This window comes from Paenibacillus sp. 10L310, assembly GCF_056395745.1.
In genome coordinates this window covers 346,379-371,720 of sequence record NZ_JBFTKC010000001.1, presented here as the reverse complement: position 1 = coordinate 371,720, position 25,342 = coordinate 346,379, and the positions used below count along the sequence as shown (strand labels likewise).

General features: G+C 47.5%; 26 protein-coding genes. 5 read left to right on the top strand and 21 right to left on the bottom strand.

What is annotated here, in order from left to right; genetic code table 11:
• Positions 1 to 4: 4 nt before the first annotated feature.
• The 12 genes from AC1DE7_RS01965 to AC1DE7_RS01910 form a co-directional block, all read right to left on the bottom strand.
• On the bottom strand, positions 5 to 376 hold the full coding sequence (locus AC1DE7_RS01965) for a hypothetical protein (protein ID WP_477533636.1): 372 nt from the start codon (positions 374 to 376) through the stop codon (positions 5 to 7).
• A 97-nt stretch (positions 377 to 473) separates the two neighbouring features.
• Complete coding sequence (locus AC1DE7_RS01960) at positions 474 to 1,349, bottom strand: serine/threonine-protein kinase (protein ID WP_477533635.1); 876 nt, start codon at positions 1,347 to 1,349, stop codon at positions 474 to 476.
• Positions 1,346 to 1,924 (bottom strand): GNAT family N-acetyltransferase, encoded by a 579-nt coding sequence (locus AC1DE7_RS01955; protein ID WP_076252494.1) that lies wholly within the window; start codon positions 1,922 to 1,924, stop codon positions 1,346 to 1,348. Before AC1DE7_RS01955 ends, AC1DE7_RS01960 begins: the two co-directional genes overlap by 4 nt.
• Positions 1,921 to 2,502, bottom strand: a complete 582-nt coding sequence (locus AC1DE7_RS01950) for a DJ-1/PfpI family protein (RefSeq protein ID WP_017689696.1) — start codon at positions 2,500 to 2,502, stop codon at positions 1,921 to 1,923. Before AC1DE7_RS01950 ends, AC1DE7_RS01955 begins: the two co-directional genes overlap by 4 nt.
• 214 nt (positions 2,503 to 2,716) lie before the next feature.
• Complete coding sequence (locus AC1DE7_RS01945; RefSeq protein ID WP_477533634.1) at positions 2,717 to 3,637, bottom strand: SDR family oxidoreductase; 921 nt, start codon at positions 3,635 to 3,637, stop codon at positions 2,717 to 2,719.
• 69 nt (positions 3,638 to 3,706) lie between these two features.
• A complete protein-coding gene (locus AC1DE7_RS01940; protein WP_076327074.1) occupies positions 3,707 to 5,035 on the bottom strand; it encodes a F390 synthetase-related protein in 1,329 nt (442 codons plus the stop codon).
• Positions 5,032 to 5,892, bottom strand: coding sequence for an MBL fold metallo-hydrolase (locus AC1DE7_RS01935; protein ID WP_339188702.1), 861 nt, complete (start codon positions 5,890 to 5,892; stop codon positions 5,032 to 5,034). The genes AC1DE7_RS01940 and AC1DE7_RS01935 overlap by 4 nt, the downstream gene beginning before the upstream one ends.
• Positions 5,886 to 6,881 (bottom strand): NAD-dependent epimerase/dehydratase family protein, encoded by a 996-nt coding sequence (locus tag AC1DE7_RS01930; protein WP_477533633.1) that lies wholly within the window; start codon positions 6,879 to 6,881, stop codon positions 5,886 to 5,888. Before AC1DE7_RS01930 ends, AC1DE7_RS01935 begins: the two co-directional genes overlap by 7 nt.
• Entirely contained in the window at positions 6,874 to 8,169 is a 1,296-nt protein-coding gene (locus tag AC1DE7_RS01925) for an ATP-grasp domain-containing protein (RefSeq protein ID WP_477533632.1), read from the bottom strand. Before AC1DE7_RS01925 ends, AC1DE7_RS01930 begins: the two co-directional genes overlap by 8 nt.
• Positions 8,159 to 9,160: a beta-ketoacyl-ACP synthase III gene (locus tag AC1DE7_RS01920; protein ID WP_477533631.1), complete on the bottom strand. Its 1,002-nt coding sequence runs from the start codon at positions 9,158 to 9,160 to the stop codon at positions 8,159 to 8,161. Before AC1DE7_RS01920 ends, AC1DE7_RS01925 begins: the two co-directional genes overlap by 11 nt.
• Positions 9,161 to 9,314: 154 nt before the next feature.
• Positions 9,315 to 10,205 (bottom strand): TIGR01777 family oxidoreductase, encoded by an 891-nt coding sequence (locus tag AC1DE7_RS01915; protein WP_477533630.1) that lies wholly within the window; start codon positions 10,203 to 10,205, stop codon positions 9,315 to 9,317.
• A gap of 116 nt (positions 10,206 to 10,321) precedes the next feature.
• Positions 10,322 to 10,843 (bottom strand): hypothetical protein, encoded by a 522-nt coding sequence (locus tag AC1DE7_RS01910; RefSeq protein ID WP_100529546.1) that lies wholly within the window; start codon positions 10,841 to 10,843, stop codon positions 10,322 to 10,324.
• 167 nt (positions 10,844 to 11,010) lie between these two features.
• Here AC1DE7_RS01910 and AC1DE7_RS01905 point away from each other — a divergent pair, with 167 nt between their 5' ends.
• Both AC1DE7_RS01905 and AC1DE7_RS01900 read left to right on the top strand, forming a co-directional pair.
• Positions 11,011 to 11,385: a BlaI/MecI/CopY family transcriptional regulator gene (locus tag AC1DE7_RS01905; RefSeq protein WP_017689706.1), complete on the top strand. Its 375-nt coding sequence runs from the start codon at positions 11,011 to 11,013 to the stop codon at positions 11,383 to 11,385.
• A 6-nt stretch (positions 11,386 to 11,391) separates the two neighbouring features.
• Positions 11,392 to 12,723 carry a M56 family metallopeptidase gene (locus AC1DE7_RS01900; RefSeq protein WP_477533629.1) on the top strand — a complete coding sequence of 444 codons (1,332 nt, stop codon included), beginning with the start codon at positions 11,392 to 11,394 and terminating at the stop codon, positions 12,721 to 12,723.
• Positions 12,724 to 12,823: 100 nt separating this feature from the next.
• Here AC1DE7_RS01900 and AC1DE7_RS01895 read toward each other — a convergent pair whose 3' ends face one another.
• Entirely contained in the window at positions 12,824 to 13,558 is a 735-nt protein-coding gene (locus AC1DE7_RS01895) for a YdcF family protein (protein ID WP_477533628.1), read from the bottom strand.
• A 392-nt stretch (positions 13,559 to 13,950) separates the two neighbouring features.
• Positions 13,951 to 14,796, bottom strand: a complete 846-nt coding sequence (locus AC1DE7_RS01890; protein WP_477533627.1) for an AraC family transcriptional regulator — start codon at positions 14,794 to 14,796, stop codon at positions 13,951 to 13,953.
• Positions 14,797 to 15,031: 235 nt separating this feature from the next.
• On the opposite strand from AC1DE7_RS01890, the gene AC1DE7_RS01885 reads away from it, so the two are divergent.
• Together AC1DE7_RS01885 and AC1DE7_RS01880 are read left to right on the top strand one after the other, a co-directional pair.
• Positions 15,032 to 15,562: a TetR/AcrR family transcriptional regulator gene (locus tag AC1DE7_RS01885; protein WP_076318278.1), complete on the top strand. Its 531-nt coding sequence runs from the start codon at positions 15,032 to 15,034 to the stop codon at positions 15,560 to 15,562.
• Between the two features lie 88 nt (positions 15,563 to 15,650).
• Positions 15,651 to 16,757: an MFS transporter gene (locus AC1DE7_RS01880; RefSeq protein ID WP_340019815.1), complete on the top strand. Its 1,107-nt coding sequence runs from the start codon at positions 15,651 to 15,653 to the stop codon at positions 16,755 to 16,757.
• 26 nt (positions 16,758 to 16,783) lie between these two features.
• On the opposite strand, the gene AC1DE7_RS01875 is transcribed toward AC1DE7_RS01880, so the two are convergent.
• Positions 16,784 to 17,392 carry a DUF1349 domain-containing protein gene (locus AC1DE7_RS01875; RefSeq protein ID WP_076318276.1) on the bottom strand — a complete coding sequence of 203 codons (609 nt, stop codon included), beginning with the start codon at positions 17,390 to 17,392 and terminating at the stop codon, positions 16,784 to 16,786.
• Between the two features lie 146 nt (positions 17,393 to 17,538).
• On the bottom strand, positions 17,539 to 18,228 hold the full coding sequence (locus tag AC1DE7_RS01870; protein ID WP_477533626.1) for a hypothetical protein: 690 nt from the start codon (positions 18,226 to 18,228) through the stop codon (positions 17,539 to 17,541).
• A gap of 113 nt (positions 18,229 to 18,341) precedes the next feature.
• On the opposite strand from AC1DE7_RS01870, the gene AC1DE7_RS01865 reads away from it, so the two are divergent.
• Positions 18,342 to 18,539, top strand: a complete 198-nt coding sequence (locus AC1DE7_RS01865; protein ID WP_477533625.1) for a hypothetical protein — start codon at positions 18,342 to 18,344, stop codon at positions 18,537 to 18,539.
• Positions 18,540 to 18,733: 194 nt separating this feature from the next.
• Here AC1DE7_RS01865 and AC1DE7_RS01860 read toward each other — a convergent pair whose 3' ends face one another.
• From AC1DE7_RS01860 to AC1DE7_RS01840, 5 genes are read right to left on the bottom strand one after another with little or no spacing between them, the layout of a single operon-like run.
• Positions 18,734 to 19,744, bottom strand: a complete 1,011-nt coding sequence (locus tag AC1DE7_RS01860; RefSeq protein WP_477533624.1) for a carbohydrate ABC transporter permease — start codon at positions 19,742 to 19,744, stop codon at positions 18,734 to 18,736.
• A gap of 28 nt (positions 19,745 to 19,772) precedes the next feature.
• Positions 19,773 to 20,672, bottom strand: a complete 900-nt coding sequence (locus AC1DE7_RS01855; RefSeq protein ID WP_315373128.1) for a carbohydrate ABC transporter permease — start codon at positions 20,670 to 20,672, stop codon at positions 19,773 to 19,775.
• On the bottom strand, positions 20,669 to 23,254 hold the full coding sequence (locus tag AC1DE7_RS01850) for a DUF5696 domain-containing protein (RefSeq protein ID WP_477533623.1): 2,586 nt from the start codon (positions 23,252 to 23,254) through the stop codon (positions 20,669 to 20,671). The genes AC1DE7_RS01855 and AC1DE7_RS01850 overlap by 4 nt, the downstream gene beginning before the upstream one ends.
• Positions 23,255 to 23,268: 14 nt before the next feature.
• Positions 23,269 to 23,889, bottom strand: a complete 621-nt coding sequence (locus AC1DE7_RS01845; protein WP_074094245.1) for a YIP1 family protein — start codon at positions 23,887 to 23,889, stop codon at positions 23,269 to 23,271.
• The gene (locus AC1DE7_RS01840) at positions 23,870 to 25,336 is read right to left on the bottom strand and encodes a gluconolactonase (RefSeq protein WP_477533622.1); all 1,467 of its coding nucleotides are present in this window, start codon (positions 25,334 to 25,336) and stop codon (positions 23,870 to 23,872) included. The genes AC1DE7_RS01845 and AC1DE7_RS01840 overlap by 20 nt, the downstream gene beginning before the upstream one ends.
• Positions 25,337 to 25,342: the final 6 nt, after the last annotated feature.

The window sequence follows — 25,342 nt, the reverse complement described above, 5'->3', positions numbered from 1 at the left end:
ATAACTAAGAAGTTAACCTTTGCAATAATCGTTTGCCTACACTGCCTTTACCAGCTTCCTGTTGCTCCAGAAATTCGGATAATTGACGTAATTCTGCAGGACGATATCCAGCCCCGCACCCGCAAATATGATAGGTATAACCATGACGGTACAGCATCATCACTTTGGTCCATTGTTTGGTATCATTTTGCTTGGGCGCCTGGAAATCGTGTCCCATGCTAACCATAGATGTGGCACATTGCGGGCATTTATATTCAAGTTGTGCCACCACCTCAGGGCTCAGGTCATGTCTGGAAACTTGTTTAAATGATTTGCGACAAATGAAACATGCATAGATGTCTTTATATGGTCCTGACAAGGCATATCTGCACATCATCTGCACCCCCTTAATAATTTCCATTATACGGGATTTCACACACGTATACGAATGGATTTTGCACATTTGCGAAAATTCCACCACTCACTCATTGACCTTAAATCGTAGCTTGTTTCCAGGCCTCACCAAGTTCCGCAATCGATGCGTACCGCTCGGACGGATCATCGCTCACTGCACGTATCACAACCTGATACAATGCTTCTCCGGCATCCCATCTGTCATAAGAACGATCTTTCTCCCCACCAAGCAACCCAAACGCCATTGCCCCCATGTTGAATACATTGGTAACCGCATCTATGGGTGCACCCAACTCAAATTCCTCAGGGGACATAAAGCGGGAAGATCCCCACATGCGCCCCATGGTATTGGTAAAAGAGCCCTTCCGATACAAGTCGATATCACAAATTTTCATAAAGTTTCTGTCAAAATCATAGATCAGACTGCCATCATACAAATCAACAGCCACATAACCTCTTCGTTCCACCTCGATATGAAAATTTAGAATCTGCTCCATTGCCCGAATGCGTGTCTCAACAGGAAGCTGTCTGAACCGATAGTAGGGCGAACGCGGATCTTCATATTTGGCCGGAGGCGGAAAATACCAGTGGGAATGCAAACACTCCCCATCCACCCAATCGAATACACAGGCATACCCCTCATCCGTTGCAAAATGATCCGTTAGTCGAATCAACGTGTCATGCGCCAAATCTTCGTAAACGGAAACAGATGATTTCAGATTACGAATGGCTTCCGGGGGACTTCCCGTATGATTCGCATGAATTGTATGTGCTCCCGCATATTTAACGAACAATCGCTTTCCATCCTTTTGCACAATACCAAAAGAGAGATTCCCTGAATCCTGCTGATCGAATACGCGAAAGACCGTACCCAAGGGCTGTAACCAGTCGAAAGAATGAGACTCTTTTAAGACAAAGGAAACACCGTCGATCTCAAGTTCAAATTGATCTGTCATCGGACTCCTCCTGTGCTGGTATCTTCATTCAATGTTGAATGCTCCGTGTAAAAGTAATTCATATGCGCCTCATCATATCCCTGACCGTTGACTTCCAATGCGTTACGCTCGATGCCGAAAACTTCAAATCCATATCGCTCGTATAAACGTCGGGCTGATTCATTCGTTGTCACTACACTCAGATTAATCTGCTTGATGCCTTCCAGATGTCTTCCACGATCCAGCACCTCGCGGAGCAAGAGCGAAGCCAGCCCACTTCCCCGATATGGCGGAGCAACATAGACGCCCCAGATCATGCCTTTGTGCCTGAGCTTTAGGCCATATTCTCTTTTGAAACCCATCATTCCCGCCAAGGTTCCTTCTTCTGTGTATGCTCCCAGAATATAATCATCCGGTTCATTATGTATGCGCTCCTGCACTTCACTCATGGGGAGTTGAATGGACAACTCGAACGAAGCCCCGAAGGCTTCAGGATGTGTTTTCAGTGCTTCCAGTCGCAAAGGCCAGTAGATGTCTGCTTCATCCCGCTGAATATTGCGAATGATATAAGTCTCTTGCTTGCGATCTGCATTCATTCTTCGACCACTCCCTGCATCTCATAAGGATAATCGATCTGAAGTTTTACATTCGCTGCCGCTTCCTGTCCTGCAAGCAACCCAACAACATAAATCCCAAGGTCAATGGACGTGGCCACACCACCAGCAGTTATTACATTTCCATCTTTTACAATCCGCTTCTGAATCACCTCGGTGACATACGGCTCAAGCAAATTATATGCACGGGGATGTGTTGTTGCTTTTTTGCCGGATAAAAAACCAGCCGCACCCAGCAGCAGAGAGCCTGTGCACACCGAAACCTTCAAAGGCACAGACTCAGCCTGTTTCAGCCAACCTACAAAGGCCTCGTCATATCGAAGCTTGCGCGTTCCCATGCCTCCGGGGATAAACACGAGATCATATTCCGATAGGTCAGGCTTCACTCGATCCACCTTCAACGTTAGACCAGACTCATCCGTGACCTGATCTGTCATGGCACAGGTTTCCCACGTCGTTCCTTTGGTAGGTTCAAAGAAATTCAACCGATTGATCACATCATAAAACCCTGCAAAATCAAGGAAAGTCAGTCCATCAAACAAAACGAATGCCATTTTCATTGGTAACCTCCGCGTTTTAATTTGGAGCATCCTGATTATGTTTCTGATTCCGATCCCGTTCCATTGCTTCCTTCACCCGGTCACGCGCTGGCAGCTTGCTATTGATATGAAAGAGCAGACCCACAATCGCAAGAAGTAAAATAATGACGATGAATTCGAATATGGCTAACCCCTCCCGTCTGCAAACTGTACAATTTTGGTTCCTGCCTAATCTCTATTTTAAACCACGGGCGATGATCCACTCCAGCCACTTCCAGGGTAGCAGTACTTTACCTATGATGAGCACAAGCGAACCTTTTCCCAAAGCATATCGAAGTCTTGGTGCACGCATCCGTGCAATTCGGCCAATCAGATCGGCTACCTCCTGTGGATCAGGTGCCGTCTCGCTCGCATGTTTGGAATAACGAAGAACCGCGTCCAGCTTATGCTTATACGGAGAGTCCTCGCTCCGGTGAATCTCACCCAAACCTTTATTCCAGATCGGTGTGCGATAAGAGCCAGGCTCAACTAATACCACCCGAACACCAAACGAAGACATCTCATGCCGCAAACTTTCCGTGAATCCTTCCACAGCGAATTTGGAGGCAGCATATGGCGCATACCCTGGAAAACCGGACAACCCACTGACGCTGGACAAATTTATAATTAACCCCTGCTTCTGTTCACGCATCACAGGCAGGACCGCACGTGTCACAGCGATTAATCCAAATAGATTCGTTTCCATCTGGCGCCGCCAATCCTCCATTGACACTTCCTCAATGAACCCGCCCACCGCAAATCCTGCATTGTTCACCAGCATGTCGATTCGGCCATTATTATGAAGTACGGACCGCACAGCTTTCTGCACCGATTCAGCATCGGTCACGTCCAGTTGCACATATTGCAAACGATCAGCTAACCCCGCCTGTTCAGCCAGTTTCACCAATTCTTCTCTTCGACTCAGATCACGCATTGTAGCAACAACAAGGTATCCCTGCTTGGCAAGGGTGATCGCGGTAAGCATACCAAAACCACTGGAGGTACCCGTAATTAAGGCCACCGGAGCGTTAGTTCCTTCCTTCGTCTTTTTCACTACATCAGAACCTGCATTAATCCGTCCCTGTCCGGCTTCTGTTAAGTTTTCCTCTACTGTCACGGTGTGTCCTTCTTTCCTCGGTAAATTGCTTACTTCCCGTTCCTACCTATACCGCACGGCCCCTGCTGCTTAATCCGCCACTCCATTATGCCGTCTCTCCACCCTGCGCAGCTTCGTAAGTCCCGGTTCAAACGTATACGGTACAAATCTGATCTCAGGTAAGGTGCATTCAAGCCGCTCTCCCAGCTTCATCAGTTCCAGCAGTACATTGGTCTCAACCTGAGCCATCACTGCGTTCCCGCCAAGTCGAAGGGATACCTCCATTGTTCCGTCCCCTTGCTGCACCACACGATAATGTTCAATATCCGGCGAAGCCGCAATGACCGAACGGGTAACGAAATCCGGAAAGACCGGTACCGCCTCACCCGTATGCATGTTTGAAAAATAAAGCGTGTCATCACAGCGGCCTTCAATCCGCTCAATGGCAGTAAACGGGGAACCACAGGCACATGGCAGCGCCGCCTCGGTCAGAATATCATTCAACCGATATCGGATGATCGGCTGTGATGTTCTGGAGAAGTCCGTAATAATGGGCACGAACCGTCGGGTGGCGGGATCAATGAACTCTTTTTCAATATGCACGATATCTTCATTCAAATGCAGTGTGCCATAACGACAGGTTGCACCCAGGAACCCTTCTGTGCACTGATAGACTTGATGAACGGTCTGTCCGAAGACCCGCTCCAACACCTTGCGATCCAGGGGGTCCAGCACCTCGGCAACAGAGATGATTTTATCCGGTACAGCAGTCAGATATCCTACCACATACGCATCCGCCAACAGACGCAGCATGGATGGAGGAGCCACCCACACGGTAGGTTGGTAGGTTTCCAGCCGCTTAACCAAGGTCTCCACACGTTCCAGCAGATCAAAGTACTGAAACTGCAATTTGCCACGTTGCACCGATTCATACAGATTACTGTTGGCCCGCAGGAAAAACGCAATCTTCGCAGGTTTCCACAGTCCACCAGGCAACAACTTGGCCAGCACCGTACCCGTCCACGCATCCTGCTCCCGATCACTCACCAGAAATATCCCCCGGTTCCCTGACGTGCCCGAAGACAGTCCAACCGTCACGCCTTGAATGGAAGGTTTGAAATCACGTGTTTCTTCACTTTCACCTGCAAGAGCCAGAGCTTTGTCCTTGGTAATACCCACCGTGTTCAGTGTATCAAAATGTTCCATCATGGTTGATTTGTCAATCAACGGAAAGCTTCTCCAGTCGGTTGCGTCCACGCCACCCCACCACTTCCGGTAAAACGGAGATCGGGCACGGATCTGATGAACATGCCGAATAATCCGGCGCTCTTGCCAGCGCTCAAGTTGTTCTCGTGTTTTCCATGTTCGCAGCCCACGTGCGAGTGCATAATGAACCACAATACGAAAGGTATTACTCATCGTTTCGGCCCTCCTGTACCCCAAGCGTCCAGTACATCTCGACAATGACTCGGCACAATCCGAATGTGGGGAAATTGCTGATGCAACTGAACCAGCTTGTCAAAGTTACGATGGTATTCCTGTCGATTCGACATAATGATTCCAGCAAGAATATTCGGTCTGCGCTGTTCCCGAAAAGCCCGACTCGACCATACCGCGTCCGCACAGAGAAAATAGTCATGTTCTTCTGTACGCAACAGGAGTCCCATCATGCCTTCCGCATGACCGGATACATCCACCCCAAGCAGACTGCCATCACCAAAGATGTCGTAGACCTCATCAAAAGGGAAAGCTTCCCCCGCTCTTATCCATCGCTCAGGCTCACACGTAACTGGCAATGATCTGACTATAAAATCCTCGGGCAACAGCCCCGCAAGAAAACCTGCTTTTACAGCCGCAATCGGACCAAGTGAGCGCACAGCATCATAGGCTCTTGGCAGATAGATGAATTGTGCCTCCGGGAAATCTCGTACACCCGCGATATGATCGCCGTGAAAATGCGAGAGGATGATATACCGAATATCCGAAGCTTTCAGTCCAATTCGAGCCAAAAAATGAACGGCACTATCCTCTTCACGATAGACCACAGGTGTAATATGACGATACAGTGCGTTAGGCAAATGAGCCGTTTCCTCGAAAAAGCGGGAACTATATCCCGTATCCAGCAGGATCGGTCCATGTACGGGATGAATGATGCAGGCAAATCCTGCCGGGAAAGGTACTGGGCTCAATCGACCACCACGCAGCGTCAGAAACTCTGGATGTGTACAGTAACCCGCCGCACCCAAGTATAGTTTCACCGGAGTTGTTGTCAGCATGATTCAGCCCTCCACCAGTCTGCAAATTGTTGCAATCCCTCTTCAATGGACACCCGAGGGATGTATCCCAATTGCTCCCGTGCATCCGTAATATCCAACGTCTGTGGGATGGATAAGGAGCCGACTGTATACCGTGTTAATACAGGTTCACCCAACGCAGGAATATAGCCATGAACTCGCTCCAGCAACGCTGCCACACCATATGCCATCCGATAAGGAATGTTTCGACGACGCAAGGGCATATCCAGCATGCCAAACAGGCTGCTCACCAACTCACTGAACGCCCTTGGATCGCCATTGGAAATATTGTAGGCTCTGCCAAGTGCTTCTGCACCGACATCGCGGCACAATAATAGGGCATCCACCACATTATCCACACATGTCAGATCGATTAACGCCTGTCCACCACCGATCATGGGCACGCCTGATTTTGCGTTTGCTACGACAATTCTGGGAAATAACGTCTGATCATACGGACCAAAAATGGCTCGCGGTCGAATCATGATCGATGGAAGTCCCTTCGCATGCCCCTCCATTACAACCTGCTCAGCGAGAAGCTTCGTGGCTGCATAATGATTGGCTGGTTTGGATGGCAACGGATCATTCTCATGTACGTTATATCGCGGATTGTAATTAAAATATATACTCGGAGTTGAGACATGTATGAATCGCTGTACTTCATTATGCAGGCATACATCTACAAGATTCTGCGTCCCTTCCACATTGCTGCTATAAAAGTCACGATATCGGCCCCATGGCGAGGATAGAGCTGCACAGTGAAACACCACATCCTGTCCCGTACACGCTTCGTTTACTGTTGCCTGATCCCGTATATCTCCACTCAAGAATCGGATTCCTGCCAACTCAAGTTCTGCACCAACCTTTGGCTGTCGGCCCATCCCAGTGACTTCCCATCCCTCTTTGGCAAGCCGCATCGCGAGGTGCCTTCCCAGACATCCCGTAGCTCCTGTAACCAATGCTCTATTCATTGTTGTTACCGTTCCATTCTATGTCATGAGTCAAAGCTTCAGTCAGCGAGCACTTCTGTGATCTTGCCAGACGCCATGCAGCTAGCACCACTTCGAATTGTTCAAATACAGGCTGGATATCCTGCCCTACATAGACCACATCCCTGGTTCCACGCCACGCAGCTATCCATGCACGGAATTTCCCTTTGCCAAAGATCTGCTGTACTCCGCTTCCCAGCATGGGGAGCATGAGCATGGCTTTGCTGCCCCGTGCGGGCGTGATCATTTTTCTTTCTTTTACCAACGTCTCCGGTTCAGTTAGTGCACGCACCAAGTCATCTCCGGGGTGAAACAGATGAATCCCACTCGTTGCCCTCGGATTACACTCAATCGCGTACACTCGCCTGTCCTGACCTTCTATAAAATCAAACCCAATCTGTCCACTAAAACCCGTTGCCTCAATAAATTGTCTAACCCACGCAAGGGCACCTTCATGTTCCACCTGTTCAAAAAAAACACTGGCTCCCACGCTTCCTGTACGATAGCGACTGTCGTAAGTGGCATGTGCAACCAGTTGCCCTTCATGCGCTATGCTGTATGTACATAACATCTGACCAGGAATGTAGGCCTGTGCAACCCAAGGTGAAATAGAGGATAATTCCGCGTCGTCCGGAGGGTCGTTACGGAAATGTCGACGTTTCTTTTCGCTTACGTTTCCTTGCTTATCACTCCCTGCCCCAGCGTCATCGGTCATGAGTGTTGGCATGCGAACTTTAGATGCAAAGCGGGAATACACCGGTTTCCACACCCAATCTCCTACTTTTTCTATAACAGACTGGGCTTCCATCCATTCCTGCCGACTGTGGATCAGACGTGTATCCGGAACCGAAAGACCGAGTGACCTTGCAAGCTGGATAAATTCATATTTATGGTGCAACTCATGCAGCTGCTCCAAGGTTGTAACCAGAACACGGCAATATACACGCAGTCTGTCTGCCCCTTGAGCAACATAAAAGACTTCTTCACACATCGGAATCAACAGGTCGATCTGCCAATCCTGTGCCAACCGTTCCAGCTCTGCCAGATACGCACGTGTGTTATGACGCGGCGATGGGACCACAGCGCACTGTTCCACTGCACTGGATGATCTGGTCAGATGCCGTAAGGCACTCTCCGCAACATAGACCCGATGGCCTGCCCGATGAAGCATGCGTGCCAGATCCAGCGTTACGGGAGCCCTTCCGCCTGTAAGCAGCACACGGAGAGAAGCAACTGTACGATGTCTGGTTTCCCCAGATCTAGTAGTCAAAAATGAGTCCTCCCAATGATAATCCGGCAGCCGTGCCAATCATCAACACCCGATCACCACGCTGAATACGCTGTTGTCTAATCGCTTCATGCAGACCCATCGGGATCGATGCCGCAATCGTATTGCCGTGATTTCGTGTGATGTCCATAAACCGATCTTCAGCAATGCCAAGCTTCTTGCGAATCAGTCTCATCGCCATGGCACTTCCCTGATGGGGAATGATCAATTGGAAATCCTCCATTCGATTCCCGGTCGCCTGCAGCATATCACCAATGAAGCCAGGCAAAAGTCTGGAAGCCATGCGGAAGATCGCCTGTCCATCCATATGAAAAAGGTAGGGTTCAGGCTGATCCGCCTTATAATTCGAAGCATGCAGCCGTGTACCTCCACCTGCAATCTCCGAGAAGCGAGCACCTCGGCTGTAGGTTTGAAGGGAAGCATGTACAATCTGAGAGGATGACCCTTCAGGCGAACGCTCAATAATAACAGCGGCCGCTCCATCTCCGAACAGGGCCGCACTTTCTTTATCCGACCAATTCAGTCCGGCTGAGGCAATCTCAGTGGCTACGAGCAGTACTCGCCGGTAACGTCCGGCATCTACCATATAGGAAATCACATCCAGTCCGTTCAGGAAACTTAGGCAGGTTGCATCCATATCAAAAGCAGGTACGCCCGAATCTTGCTGCCCCATGGCCTGCTGGATAAATACCGCCGTACTTGGCAACGGTTGTTCCTTCGTGCCACTGGTACACACCAGACAGTCGATATCACTGAATTGTAATCCTGCATCCGCCAGTGCAGCTTCCGCAGCCCGTGCGCCCATGAAAGAGGAGGTTTCTTCACCCGAAGCATAATGACGTACACCTACGCCTGTAGCTTTGCTAACCCAGCCCGTAGGCACGTCCAAGCGGCGATCCAGTTCCTCATCGGTGACTTCCTGTTCAGGCAGGTACTTCCCTGTTCCCGCGATCCTTACTCTTCTAAGTTGCATTTCCCCAACCTCTTTCTGTTCATCTGACTGATTAATTTGAAATTTACACTCCACCTCAAATGGCGAAACACCATGAAGTAGAAGCTTTGAAATATACAACAGGAAGGGCAGATGCCTCTGCCCTTCCTGTTGTATTTTCTTTTGTTATGAAGTGTTATTTCTTCTTATTCAAAATCTCGGCAAGAGCGGTATCTAGTGTACCGTATGTGAACGTGAAGCCTTCCCTCTCCATTCGCTCGGGAATCACCCAACGGCTTTTGAGAACCAGTTCCGTCTCGGTCTGAATAAAACGTGCGCCCAGTTCAAGCATCCAGCGAGGAGAAGGTAGTCCAATCCGCACACCCATCTGTTCTCTCAGACGCGCCATTAGCTCCCGATTCGTTACCGGATGCGGAGAGGACGCATTGAACACACCATTCAAGTGTGGATGCTCTTGCAGATAAATTACCATGCGGAAGAGATCCTCGATATGAATCCAGCTGAACTGCTGTGTTCCTGCGCCTTGAGATCCTCCGAGTCCAAAACGGACGAGGTTCGTCATGGGCACCATCACGCCACCCTCGCCCAGCACAATCGCGATCCGCAGTGCAATCTGACGCGTAGACGGCAGACTGAATTCAAAGAAAGCCTGTTCCCATCCCTTGGCAACGTCGACCGAGAATCCGGAGCCTATCTCGCCCTCTTTTTCCGTCATGGGACGATCTTCAGCATGTCTGTATATGGTCGCTGTACTCGAATTAATCCATAGTTCAGGAGGATGATTACAAGCCAGGACGGCTTCGCCGAGAATGCGCGTTGTCCGGGTTCTGGATTCCAGAATGGCTTTGCGATTCTCCTCCGTATAACGGCAGTTCACCGATTTACCTGCCAGGTTAATCAATATTTCTGCTTCTTCCAGTGCCTCTATAATTCCTGCACGATCCTCCCAGGCAATATGACCGGGCTGACGCGAGATAATTAATACCTCATAACCTAGTTTCTTGAATCTTTGGGCAAAATCCTGTCCAACAAATCCCGTTCCACCAGCTAATACAACCTTCTTCACGGTATCCCCTCATTTCCCATACTGGGTAAAGAATTCGCAAGATATAGATTGGAATGTTTCTATGCATGCAAAATACAGATATTAGATTAACACCGCCGGTGACCCGTTGGTTTGATTTATTTCGCACCCAGAGCTGCGTACAAGCGATCCCGCTCTTCGATAGCCCATGCGTTTGCAGGGTTTTGTTCCAGCTGATATCGGAGTTCATCATAAAAATCATGGATCATGAATCCATCTGGCAGATTGCCAAGCATGGCTGTAAAGTTATACTCGGGCAGTGTTCTCTTTCCTTCACTGATCTGCTTCAGCCAGTCCATCCACTTTGCAAGAGTAAGCACTTCCTCCTGCCATAACTCAGCCTGTAACCCAAGCGCATCCTGAAGTTGCTCGTACGCCAATGGATCGGCGAAGACCCGGCAGGCCTGAACAGCTAGTTCGTACAACTCGGTCACTGCACGGCGTACCTCATGTTCAAGTTCGACCTCCAAGCCTCCCATGTAATCCTGAACCTGGATGCCCTGTCCATCATCATATAATAGTGGTGCCTGCGCCAACAGGCGTACAATCTCTTCCATCGCTTGCATTGAAACTCGCTTCTGCTCATAAAGAGCAGGTAATTGATATGCTGTAATAATCATTCACTCCTACATCGTTCTTCTATTAATGACCTATATTATAACATGGTTTGGCAATCATCTATCAGGATAACTTGACTATCCACTACAAGTTGTAGTAGTTTATACGTACTACGTAGTGTAGTAATACGTACGTTATGGACGCATAACGATGTTAAGGAGTGTTCACTGTGAACCAGATTCAAAAATTATCCGAAACAGAAATGGAGTTAATGGTTGTTATATGGTCATGCGCCCCACCGGTCACCTCGACAGAACTATTAGACATATTTGCTGAGAAAGGGAAAGCGTGGAAAGCGCAGACCATGTCTACCTTTCTGTCACGGTTGGTGGATAAAGGCGCACTTACCGTCACGAGACGTGGACGAACCAATGATTATGAACCTCTTCTAAAGCCCGAAGATTACAAACTACAGGAAACGCAGCACGTTCTTGATGGACTCTACCAAGGTTCAGTTAAAAATTTGGTTTCGGCCATGTATGACGGTGACAAACTTTCAGACGATGACATTTCAGAATTGAAAAAATGGCTTTCGGAAAAGTAGGTGCAGATGATGAATATCTTTTTTGAGATTCTGTGCAGCCTGACCGTGGCGGGAAGTATCGTTTCTGTTTGTATTTTGGCACTACGACTTATACCCGGTTCTGTTTTTCCGAACAAGTGGCTCTACAGACTCGGTAAACTGGCTATCTTGTTTTATCTGTTCCCGGTCTCTCTTGGCCTTTCATGGCTTTTGGATATTGCATTCCATACGACATCAACTATACCGGGTACGGAGAATGCAGCAACTTCGGGCGTACTTGCAGGAACATTTATCCCGGAACAAACCATTTCGGTAACCACAGCCTGGTTCTTGTTATGCGTCTGGGGCATTGGAGTCATTGGTTTTTCTGCATGGCAGGTGTACTGTTATCGAAGATTTCTGAATGAATTATCTCGTACACGTACCCCAGTCCTCTGTCATAGTGAAGCAGCTGTACAGCTACCATTAATCAAAGAGGCTTTGGGTCTCAAACGTAATATCACGCTTGCTCACAGCACGCTAGTACGAAGCCCTATACTGGTTGGCTTGTTTAAACCAACGATATATCTGCCACCCGAAAATACGGTGAAAATGGACATCAGCATGGTAATTCATCATGAGTTGGTACATCTAAAACATAAAGATCTGTGGGTCAAAGCTTTGACCTTGGGGGTTAGTGCCCTGCACTGGTTCAATCCCCTGATTCATATCATTCGCCGGGACATTCATACCTGGAGCGAGTTGGCCTGTGATGAAGATGTGGTGAAAGAGATGTCCCACGAAGAACGAAGACGATATGGTGAGACAATTTTAAATGTGATGGCGGGAACCAAGAAAATGCCTGCTCAATTTTGTTCGTCCCTATCGGGTGAAGGCAAACAATTAAAAAGGAGATTGATGATTATGTTTAATGTAAAGAAACTGAAAAAGAAACATTGGATGTTAAGTATGGGAGCCCTCCTGCTTATTACAGGTGTAAGTACGTCCACCGCCGTATGGGCATCAAACCACACAGTTAAAGTGGAGGCTGAGGCTTCTGAAGCTGTGACTGCTCCTTCTACGGGTGGATCTTCTGAAATCGTAGCTTCTCCCAACAAGGTTGGAATTTCCGAAGCTGTAACTGCTCCTTCTACTTCCGAAACTCCTGAGATCGTGGCTCTCCCTGAGGATGAAGTTTCCGAAGCTGTGCCAGTTCCGTCTGTTACTGTACCTTCTACTACTGTTCCATCTACTACTGAACCTTCTGAGGCTAAAGTTGTAGAATCAGCCACTGTTCCTTTTACCGGTGAATCTCCTGAAATGGTAGCTCTCCCTGGGGATAAGGTTTCAGTAACTGTACCTGCTCCTTCAGAAAAATAACCTATCGTTAAGGAGCAATAGCCATCCTTATATGGAAACAGGACGAAGCATAGATCATAGATCTCCGCTTCGTCCTGTTTCCGTTTTTCTGTCATGTGCATTAGAGAAATGTTTTGATCGTAGCAAAATATTCGCGGATCATGTTGACGGGTTTCAGATAACCCGGTGACGGAGCCGATATGCCGTATTCTGCTGCATAACCGTTCTTGGCAGCGATGTATTTGGAACGGAACATATGATAGTCACTGGTGACAATCATGATCTCAGGGTGCTCTAACCCGGATTCAAGAATGATTTTTTTGGAAAAGGCCAAATTCTCCTGTGTACTTGTGGAGCGATCTTCCATAATCACTTGGGCGGGGTTAATCCCCTGTTCAATCAGATAGTTTTTCATGGCGAGCGCTTCAGGAATGGATTCTCCAGGTCCCTGCCCACCCGATACAATGACCGGTGTATGAGGGTGGCTGCGAATATAGTCCAGACTGGCATCTAACCTTTGTTTCAGGGTCAATGACAATTCCGTTCCACGGATGCCTGAACCCAGAATAATGACATAGTCCGCTTCTTCCGGATCATTCGAACCAAGCTGTGTGAATACAAGGGCTTCGATAATGACAAAAGAGACGACAGCCACGCTAATTCCGGTAAGGATAATCCGTTTCAGAATAACATGCTTCTGATAGTCAATCCGTCTTAGAACGATAAAAGCCACCGTGATCATTCCGAAAAACATGACTGGAAATCTTTGGCCCCAGAAGGCCAGGAACGCCACAAAACATACCAACAGGACAAGATCAATGATCAGTCCATTTTTTTGTAAGAACTTTTTTATCAAATCCCTAGACACTCCTTCTTGTACCCGCTATTCCGCAAATCACTTATTATTCAATAATTACGAATATATCCTGCACCTATGTAACTTTGAGGCAAATGGAGACTACGAACTCTCCGCAGGTCATGCATTAATTGCTCGTGTTGGATGATCGTCTGAATGAATGGGTCCTCATATAACATATCTGCCTCCTGCGGTTTACCTCATTGTCCTCTTATAGCTGTTAACCTTCGTTCCAATATATCATGTTTACCTGGCTGCAATAAAATGAACAACGCTTGAACATCCTCTGTACAACTTCGAACTCTGATTAACCACAACCAAATAACCCATAAACAGCTTCGGTTATCCGAATGTTTATGGGCGACAATGATCGAGTTTGAAACGGTTAAAATTTATTTAATCGGTATCCAGATTTGTGGCGGTTGATTGGGCCCCGGGTATACTTCCAGCTCCGGCATATATGCGTGCTCATAAGGGTTGGATGGAAACCATTCCGAAATAATCCGTTTCCACAGAAGCTGCATGCTCTCCGGCATCGGGCCTTCTACCTCAAATACACTCCATTTGGAAGCAGGCATGGTAAAGCTTGATAATCCTTCCGGTACTTTACCATCGTAAGTCGTAGCAATCCAGTATTGCATCTGTTTCTCCTGAATTTCGCTCTGATCCACAACGACACCGAGTAAACCTGGAATATCCCCGTTGTTCAGTTCAAACAAACGATCCTCTGTACCGCTTGTCCACGCTTCCTGCCACATCTTCCCGATGCCTTGCAGATGTTCTCCATCTGCATATGAGAAAGTTTGCTTTACTCCGACCAACGTAAATTCGGGATGTTCAACAATTTTATATTTCATCGGCTCTGCTCCTTTTAGACTCACTTGAATCACCAGACGATTATACGATTGGACAGCGTTACTATTCTTACGAGCCTCACTGGGTGCGATCCCATGTTGTCTACGAAATGCTTTGGAGAAAGATTCCGGTGTGTCGTAACCGTATTTAAATGCCAGATCAATGATTTTGTGATCACTTTGAAGCAGCTCATGTGCCGCCAGTGTCAATCGTCTGCGTTTTATGTACTCGGCTACAGTAACATCAGTTAATAAGGCAAAGGTACGTTGAAAATGAAAAGGAGAGATATGGGCCTGCGCTGCAATCTGCTCCATCGTCATATTTTCGAGTAAGTGGTCTTCCATATATTGAATAGCGACCTGTAATGCGTTGATCCAGTTCATGTAATAATCACTCCTTGATGTCTAATATAACGGATAAACCACCCAAAAACCTGTCATGTTGTGCTCTCATATGTCCGGTTAATGTGCAACGACGTTGTTCATATAACGCCCTGCCCAGGCTTTGAACTAACCAAAGACAAGAGGAGTCACAACATTTGACAATGTAAAAGATATATTATAGCCTACAAGTATAATGATCGTTCTATCTTATTATGAAGGGAGAGTATCACTGATCATGAGCAGCAAAAAGGAAATGCTTTTGAACGTGGCTGAAGAATTGTTCTACCTTCACGGCTTCCATTCCATCGGCTTGAAGCGGATTATCACGGAGGCCGGGATTGCCATCATGACGTTATATAATCATTTTGAGTCCAAGGATGATCTCATTGTCCAGGTACTCTTGCGACGCGAACAGCGTTATTTAGAACAGCTCAGGCAATATGCAGACAATAAAGCACAACCTATGTTCCTCAATCTGGCTGAAGGACATGCAACCTGGTTGAAGGAACACGAATCAAGAGGTTGCTTATTTTTACGCGCCAAAGAAGAATTCGGAGGTCATGCAGATCATATCATCGTGCAGACAGTAAATGCGCATAAAAGACATATGCGAACTTTAATCCAAACATTGGCGCCTGTTGCAAGTGATCGAGATCTATTGCGATTCTCCCTGCTGCTGGAGGGTTCCACGGCACTTGCTGAGACAGAAAATGTAAATGACGTCTGCCTTGAACTGATCCATATGACGCAGACCAGTTTCAAATAAAGCTATTCCGGGTGAGTTAATATTTCAACTCACTTTTTTATTTAATAAGAAATATAATGATCGTTCTATCTAAAAGGCGGTGGATTTAATGAAAAAAATTATCTTTCCAGGCATTGCACTTATCGCTGTATGTTATGCATTCGGGCGATTCAGTTATGGATTGTTTATGCCGGAAATTTCGGAAGCCTTACAATTAAATGATGCAGCCTCTGGCGCGATTAACTCAGGAACGTATATTGCCTACTGTCTGTCCCTTCTAACTGCACCACTGTTGATTAATCGCAAGGGACATCATTATGTCATTCAATTGGCAGGGATCAGCGCAGTGCTCGGATTAACCGGCATCGCCTTGGCTCAGAATGCATGGGTTCTTACATTTAGTATATTTCTAGCAGGTTTGAGTACAGGCTGGGCCTCTCCAGCCCTCGGTAACACGGTTAATGCCGAGCTTGCTCCCGAGCTACAAGCAAGAGGCAACAGCTGGATTAACACAGGGACCAGCTTCGGAATTGTAATATCAGGTCCACTCTACTGGCTGTTCACGGATTACTGGCGTCTAACCTACATCCTGTTTGCTGTAATCGGTGTTGTGGTTCTTTTGTGGAACAGACGTGTTATTCCGGCAACCAAGACACTGCCTTGTACCAAGTCTCTCTGGACATGTATGAAACCTACCAGACCAGGGTCTGCTCTGCTCATGGCTTGTCTGTTGACAGGTTTCAGTTCTGCAATCTACTGGACCTTTGCCCGGAACTTCCTCACAGACGAGAAAGGGGCCTCCGATTCGGAAGCCGTGTTGTTCTGGATTGTGATGGGGGTTATGGGGATACTCGGTGGATGCGCTGGTCGCATTATTGAACAGTTCGAGATTGGGTGGTCCTACCGAATAGGCATACTTTTATTGGCTATTTCGCTCGGGGTTATCCTTCTGCCTTCAATGACTGCCAGTCTCATCTCTGCGATCATATTTGGCAGCACGTATATTTTCCTGACCAGTGTATTTATCGTTTGGGCGACGAGACTATTCAGTCCAAATGTGTCCATCGGAATTAGCCTTGCCTTTCTCGCGCTGGGTGTTGGGCAATTCCTTGGATCATCTATGGCAGGTTATACGATCGAAGTGTTTTCCAATACAACGGCATTTCTGGCCTTTGCTATACTCGGTCTGTTCGGAATGTTAATTCGGGTGAAATAAATGACAGAACAACCTTCTGATCGCTGTCATTTTACCCGGCGAACACTTCCGGTCACTCCATGTTGAAGCTGTACGTCTGTAAAAGTAACCGTGGTCCCTTGCCCAATGGGGGATTGGGCCACAATGCCAACTTTGATCTCTTCCGCGCAGTCGAGTCCGAAATAACGAACCAGCTTCCACTTCTCTCCATCCTGAGAATAATGGAAAGCAAAGCTGTTGCCTGCCCGGGCTACACGTAAATAAGGCTTGTTAACGTCTACGGGTGCTGATACACAATCATCCGAGTTACCACGAGTAACGACACTAAGAATAGACGGCTGTTCTTCAAAATATTCGAAGCAGACTTTAGCCCAATTCGTATCGTCCACCCTCACCATCAGGCAGCCTGAGTCATACTGTTCTTTCATGTCGACCTGTACTCGAGTGACGATGCTGAAATCTCCCTTGACTATCGTATGTAAAAATGGAGCTGAAGCTTTCACCGGCTCACCTCCCGGATCAATGAAAAAGTCACTGATTGGCGAAACGGTTATCGTTACTTTGCCGTCTTCAATGGACCAATCTGCTGGCTCGTTCAGCCATCTCAGGTTGGCAGATAATGTTTGACCTGAACAATGTTCGAATAGATTCGTCATGTGGCACACCCTTTGTCTCTGAGTTCTGATTCGCTGATTCCTCTATATTATCTATTCGGTACATAACGGAACGAATCCTCTCGGATCAGTTCAAAGAAAAAAAGCGACTCACATGAGTCGCTATCCGTTTCTTTTATACTCCAGACCTATAGCCATGCTGTGTATCCAGTATAGGAACCATCACCTTTAATACTGAGAGTGAGCTTGATGTTAATAGGCTGTATGTTATTTCCTTCCCAAATATCCCAGCTAAGTTTAACCGTTCCTGTAGCCCAAATGCCACCAGGGTACCCAGGGTTACTAGTTACGCTAAGAGTTTCACTATCAACTCCCCAAAGGCTATACCATACTTTATCGAAAGTACCATAGGGGGATCCCTCATTCCATGTGACTTTCGTTCCATTTGTGTTATATTTTTGATTAAGTGTATAAATCCACATATTTCCGCCAGTAATAACGCTTTCTCCCTTCATTGTTACACTAGCTGTATATTGACCAGCCGCCAACATTGGGGAGACTTCACCAGAAGAACGATTTTGAGTCGTCAAACTTGGCGTAACAGTAACGCTGACTTCAATCGCACTTCCATCTTCAAACTCATGTCTCGTAACGGGGTTCTTATCACTTATTTCTATGCCATCTAAGACTTCAGCGATTTTTTCTAAATTATTTGCATCAAGTTCTTTAATTTCCTGTAGTTTCTGAGGATCCTGAATCTTTTGGATACTGTTGGTTACATTTACATTTTGGGGTGTAGCCTCATCAGCAAATGCAGCAGTTCCAAGAGAGAACATCAGTGCCGCAGCCATGGTACTACTAATCAAAGTTTTTTTCATATTAATTTCCTCCTTTTTATATTATATCAATAAATGACAAATATTATAATATCATTAATTCCAACATATTTCCATATAAATATGTTAAAATACAAAATAAGGAGGTGTTAACAGTGAAGAAATTCAGGATATTAGATTATGTTGTTGTGTTCTTTATTACTTTGATCATTGGTGTCGTTAATATAGTTAAAACAGATAACTACTTACCTGTAATCGCACAACTCTTGATGTATGTTGTCATTTTTAGCTTGGTGGTGGGAACTGTTACCAACCTGATATTTAGATCTTGGTCTAAAAAGAAAGAAAATTAATTTATGTGATTCTTGGGATTTTATTTTTTAAGGGAATAATTCACTACAAAGATATACTTATGCGGCCTTGATGTATGAGTATTTTGAAGGATTATTAGCAACAAAGAAATAGCAGGCTACCACATCTTTAGCGAAAAACTAAAATAACCATTCCTCGATTCAAGAAGGAAATGGTTATTTTTGTTACCAGCCACTTAACCCACTACACCAGAACGTTCAATGCTCTCAACGAAATACCTTTGCACAAACAGATACAAAATAATTAACGGTGCAATAGCCAGCAAAATGCCTGTATCCACAATCATCGCCACATAGTTTGGATCGGCCTTGATGCCCGAGTTCGAGCCAAAGCCCATCAGCTGCGGAATCAACTGGTTCGCCTGAGCAGGTAAGGAAGCCACTTTCAGCGAGATCAGTGGACTTTCACTCATGAATAATGCCGAATAGAAGGTATCGTTATACTGCCATACAAACGAAAACAGAATAACCGTAATCAACGGCGAGATTGCATTGGGCAGCATGATTCGAGCAAACGTTTTGAATCCACCTGCGCCGTCAATCAATGCAGCCTCCTCGATTTCCTTTGGCATGCCCTTGAAGAACTGACGGAAAATATAGATGAACAGCCCCGCCTTCAGCCCTCCCGCTGTAGCAGCCGTGATCATGGAAGGCCAATACGTATTCAGCAGATTGATGCCATTTTTTCCAGAGAACAACTGGATGATGCCCAGAAAGTCAAAGCTGCGGAAATGCAGATACATCGGCACCATAAGTGTGCTTGTCGGCACCAGAATCGTCAGAATCACAAGGATGAAGAGTACATTACTACCCGGAAACGAAAACCGGGCGAAGCCATATCCGGCAAGTGCACAGGATATCGCTGTCAGAAGCGTTGTGATGGTAACAAACAATAACGTGTTCGCCAGCAGAGGCAGGTAATCCATCACTTGCGCCGCTAGCCGGATATTATCCAATGTAAAGTGCTGGGGAATCATATAGATCGTTGGATTGTAGATATCCTGTTTATCCTTAAACGCAACTGACACTTTGAGAAATAACGGGTACAAAATAATAAATGAAATGCCGATGACCAGTGCATATCTGAATATGGAATAGAGAAGGTCCGATGTTTTGTTTCGCACCCGATGCATGTGATACTTCTGCTTCGGAACTACCACCATGCGATCTGTCCCTGATGCAGCCATAATCTGAAGCCTCCCTTAATGTTAACCGTCAGTTGTAGTGAACCCGCCGTGACAATACCCAGCCCACTACGATCAGTACAAGGCCAATCACCAGTGTGTACAGCCAGGACATCGCCGAGCTTAAGCCAAAGTTCTGCGTTTTGAATGCGGTTTGGTAGATGGCCTGTGTGACTGGACTCCCGGCAAATGAATCAATGATCGTATAGATGACATTTGTCAGAATCAACGGACTGACCATGGGAAATGTAATTTTCCAGAATGATTCATAAGCTGTCGCCCCTTCGATCTTCGCAACCTCATACATCGATCCCGGTACCGATTGCAGCGCGGCGAGGAAGATCAGAATCTGAACACCTGAGCTACTAATAATCTCATATATCCGCATGATGGCTTCTACAATGTAATCCACATAGGCCATCGGTAATCCCACATCCGCCAGCATCCGCACAATGGATACCACGTTGAACGAAGCACCGCCATCGGCTGATGCATCCACCGCACTCGCATCCCCCATCAGATTGATTAATCCCGCAGACTCAGCTGCTGCGACTGCACTCGAAGCCAGAATAACCGGCAGGAAAAAGATTGCACGTGCCATCGTTCTGCCTCTGAACTTCTGGTTAAGCAGTGTGGCCGTGAACAAACTGAAGAACAAAATCATCGGCACGTTCAGTACCATCGCTCCAACTGAATCCACCAGAATCCGGTTGAATGTAGCGTCAACCAGAAGCGCATCCTTGAAGTTTTTAAATCCAACGTATTCCAGAACGTACCCGCCCGGAGCAACGGACAGATTACTCAGACTGAATCGAATCGATTGCAGGAGCGGTGTGGCAAAGAGGAAGATGAAGCCGACCAGCCACGGAGAAATAAATGCAAGTCCAAGCAACGCTCTCCGTGACTTCAGCGATAATCGAATGGTTCTCATCGGCTCACTCCCTCCACCACATAGTCCGTCCCGCCAACCGTTGTTCCATCCACGTTTACTGCATCCGCATTGTAATTCACAAGGATGGATGTACCGCCAGTATAGGTGATCCGGACCACGCCATCCTGGATGCGTTCATGCTTGAGAATCTGCTCATTCGCCAGATTTCCCAGCACTTCATTGGCCTGCTTATACAAGGTAACGGCTTCTTCCACCCAATAGCTGTACTCCGTTGCGTATGCCGAATCATAATTCGTCAGCTTCAGCCTGGATGATGGTTCATAGGTCCATTGAAAATATGGAGCTGCCCCAAGCTCCAGGCTGCGCAGCAACTGTTTGCGGAGATCCTGATCCCCCGACGTGTTCATTGGAGATGCCGCATAGTTCATGTATCCATGAATGACCATCGCATAAAAAGGAACTTCTTCATCGGTAATATTGAACCGACTCGATCCTGCGGGCACATTTACAACATGTTGCGCACTTCCCCAAGCGTAGCTATTTGCTGCGGATACCATCAGGTTCGGATAGGACTGTTCCAGCTTGCCCAGCTGCTCCTTCACAATGTTCTTCGCCGTCTCCCGATGAATCACCCGACTATCCCGATAATCGGAAGTCAGGACCTGCCCGAGATCACGAAGGGATAACCCGCCGAGATCCAATTTATTGAATTTGTCAGCAAACTCACTCACTACATAAGGAAGCTTGGCCGCTGAGAGCAAATAATAGCTGTCCCTACTCTGATCCATGCGATTAAGTGCAGGATTGTACGGATACAATTCTGCTGTCTCCTTTGTTACAAACCGCGCTGCATCCGAGGAAGGAGCAAAGCGCATATCATCGTGATACATGTGCTGGAAAGCCACATCCGGGAACAGAGCTCCACCCGACTGCTCCAGCTTGGTGGACAACGCCTGCAGTTCGGAACGACTGCCCACTTCACTGTCCAACTTCACCTGGGTTGGCGTATGATGACTGATGCCGCCGCCAAACCATCCTTGATACCGCATTTGTACACGTTCAACACCATCCTGCTGTAACTTTGCTGCCATTTCTGTAGCCTGTTCGTACGTGGTCATGGCTAAAGTGGTCCGATAGGGTACACTCAGGAACGAAGCCTTTTTATCCACTGCACCAAGCACATCCACATAAAACGGCAACTCCGTCTGTTCTGGGAGCGGCTTCAGTACATCCTGCTCTATCAACTGCTGCTGATACAGGCGGGCCATACCCGAGTAACTGGCATCTTCTCCATGAAGGAAATGATAACGGACCTGAATATCTCCACGGTAAGGCTCTTCGCTAAGCAGCTGAATCTCCTGCATTTTCTGCGAGGTGTACATTTCCAATTCATCCTCCCCGCGTAGGGAGAAGGTCGCGTGTACATGGTTGTAGCTATTCTGTCTGCCTCCAATATCCGCAGAGATACTGGCAATGCCGTCCCCTTTTTCAATCACCGCAAACCAGGCATTCTCCCCGTTCTTCAGACCAAACACAGGCATATACGCGGATTCACTAACCTGAGGACGACTGAGCGAATTATCATTTGGATCTGCGCCATAGACACGCTGTACATACTGCTCTTCCTGGGTTTTTCCGTTGTTCAGATGGATCAGACTGCCGGAACCATCAGGTACGAGCATATAACCCTCACCCTTTGTATCCGCAGCACCAAAGTAAGCGAGCAAGTCAATGTTCCGAATGCGGTATTGCCCACTTTCTTCTATTTGGCTTAGAGGTACAGTCACAACGAGTGCCCCCTGCTCAAGTCGATATTCCACAGAAATGACGAAGCTCGGCTTATCCGACACACCTCCGCCTTCGACTCCGTTCTCCTGATTGTCAAAAGCCAGATCGTCCGCCGTATACCCCGCCGTCTCAAAGGCACCCAGCATCTTGTTCAGCACAAGTTGCTTCGAAATCTGTCCATCCAGCCGTTCCAGAATATCCGGATTGCTCTTGGTTGGATAATATCGGGCAGATGTGTACCTTGCGACAGTAGCATCCAGCTTGGAAAGCACTCTCTCCTCCAGCCGCTGCTTGCTAATCAGTTTGGGCAGCGCATCAATGCCAAGTGACGTATCCCCAAGCGTATAGTTCACCCGAATCCCCTGATCGATGTGGCCCACTGTGAATTGTTTGTTGCTAATGCTGGAGCTGAAATTCGGAAAGTTCTCCAGTGTGCCCATCGCATCCCGGAAAGACACATTCAACTGGGAGGACAGCACCTCTTTTTCATACGCGGAAGCAAGACCGTCCTCAGCCCGTTCTTTCGGGTTGCTATACCAGATCTCTCCACTTTTCCCGTCACGTACTGCAATTTCCGTGGTCTCCTCGTTATAGTACAGGGCGAGTCCCTGATCTTCAGCGACCAGTTGCATACCAGGCACACCCTGCGAGGAGTCGCTAAGGAACTGCAACGGTTCTTCCGTGACGGGCATGGCTTTGGTTGTCGTATCCAGATAAGCCGCGGCTTCTACGGCAGGAACTCCCCTGTTGTTTATATACAGCAGCCCGGCTGCAATCATGATTACAGCTGTACCACCAGCCAGCACCGTATATAATCGTTGCCTTTTGTTCACGGATGCCGCCTCCTTTAGGTCCGAAAAATCAACTCGCGGTAAATGTTATAACCGAATTCGTACAACTGTTGCAACATGCTGAAGACCAGCGCGCCAAGGAATACGATAATGCCCATCACAATGAGCGTCAGCACCATCGTAATGATTGTTCTAATCACCGTGTACTGGTGTACCGTCATCATGCCAATGAACAGAAGCAGTACAAACCAGAAGAACGCGATACTATTGAACAGATAATAAAAAGCAGTCTCCTCCTGCACCATAAAACGGCTGATCACGATCATTGGGGCATAGATCAGAATAACCGGAATGAGCGAGTAACCTGTCGCCAGAACGATTTCCTTGAACTTGCCTTCCCCTTCCATCAAAGTTGTTACCGCCCAGTTGGCCATGCACCATAGAAAGAAAGGTACTGCAACCGTGGCGATTTCGATGATGCTATTAATCGTACGAGGATCGATGTAATTAACGAGAAATCCTGCGTACTGCTTTTGCAAAACCATCATAACAATGGTAAGCGCCAATGCTGCAAAAGCAACAAACAGCCGTCCCCGGTTATCCGACTTGAGGTCCCAGAATGCATCAATGGGGTGAAAAATGAGATGCAGCGGAAACTTAATGAAATCCTGCTTCACGATCAACCTGCCTCCTCCGTCTCCATTTAACTGCTACCCGGGTCAGGATCAGAATGACAATCAGCGCGATTGCAACGGTCAGGAATGTACCAAAATGTTCTTTCATCATCTCCCGCCGATGCCTCTTGAACGCGACAGAATAACTCTTGCGGTCCATTCCAAGTTCGAAGTAACCTAGCGCTTCCTCGTTTTTCTTCTCCATTAATAAGGACTTGCCGATACCGATATAAGCGATGTCATAGTTGGCATTCAGCTTCAGCACTTCTCTCCATATATTCACGGCCTCCGTGTCCTCGCCCCGATAGTGGAGTACCACCGCTTCATTCACACGGGCACCAAAACGGGTTGGCGCATAAACGACAAGGTTGTTTTTGCCCCGATCCAGAACCAAGTGATGCTCACCCGATTGTTCAATCGCGACAGGTGTTTTGAGCGTGCCCACCTGATTTCCTTTGCCACCGTATATGTAGAGCAGATGACCTTCATCGTCGTACGTGAACACCCGGTTCTGTGTCGCATCCAATACACTGTACATGCCGTCGCCCAGCACTTTCACATCGATCAGTTTGGATGGACCCGGATTGTTGCGGAACCGGATATCACCTTTGACATCGTAATAACCAAACCGTTTCAGTACATCTTCACCAGACGGGTTAAGCCGCTTAATCGGTTCATTCGAGCCGGGATCAATATTCGTTGCATACACAAATCCTTTGTGGTCGATATCCGCATTGGAGAACTCCGTTGGGACAAACAGGACCATCTGTGCACGCTGGGCTTTGGTGGATAACATGCGCCAGATATATTCGCCGTAGTCCCGCTCCACTTTGTTCGTACCGACGTATCCGATAAATTTCCCACTCTCGTCAAACTGCATGATACCTTCGTAGACCCCTTGCGCCACAACGTACACTCGGCCTACATGGTCAACCGTCAGCTTCAAGGGCTGAAACTGGAATTGGGTCGATAGGATATCCGACTCGGGCTTCGTGATGGTTTGAATCAGCGTCCCCTCTCCATCCAGGACAACCACACGACCGTTGCCTGTATCGGCGACGTATATGCGTTCTTGTTCATCCACGAATAATCCGCCCGGAAGGTTAAAGGTCTCCTTGCTACCATCCATCATGAATCCATCAATGACGCGCAGCAGCTTAAAGTCTGGGTCCAATACAACAATTCGGCTGTTGCCACTATCCAAAATATAGATCAATCCGGAGGGTGAAACGTTCACATCACCAGGGTCTTTAAACTCACTAATGCCGAGATCACGGCCTGATATGGTACGCTCGGGCAGATAGGCATCTGGTGAAGGTACAGCCTCTTTCCAGTAGTTGTAGTTATAACTCTCATACGGCGCCGGGGAGGCCGCCGCAGGCACGGCATTCACCAGCAGCAGAGATACTGCCGCCAGGAGAACAAGCCATCTTTTCACTCTGCGTGCCATATCGTT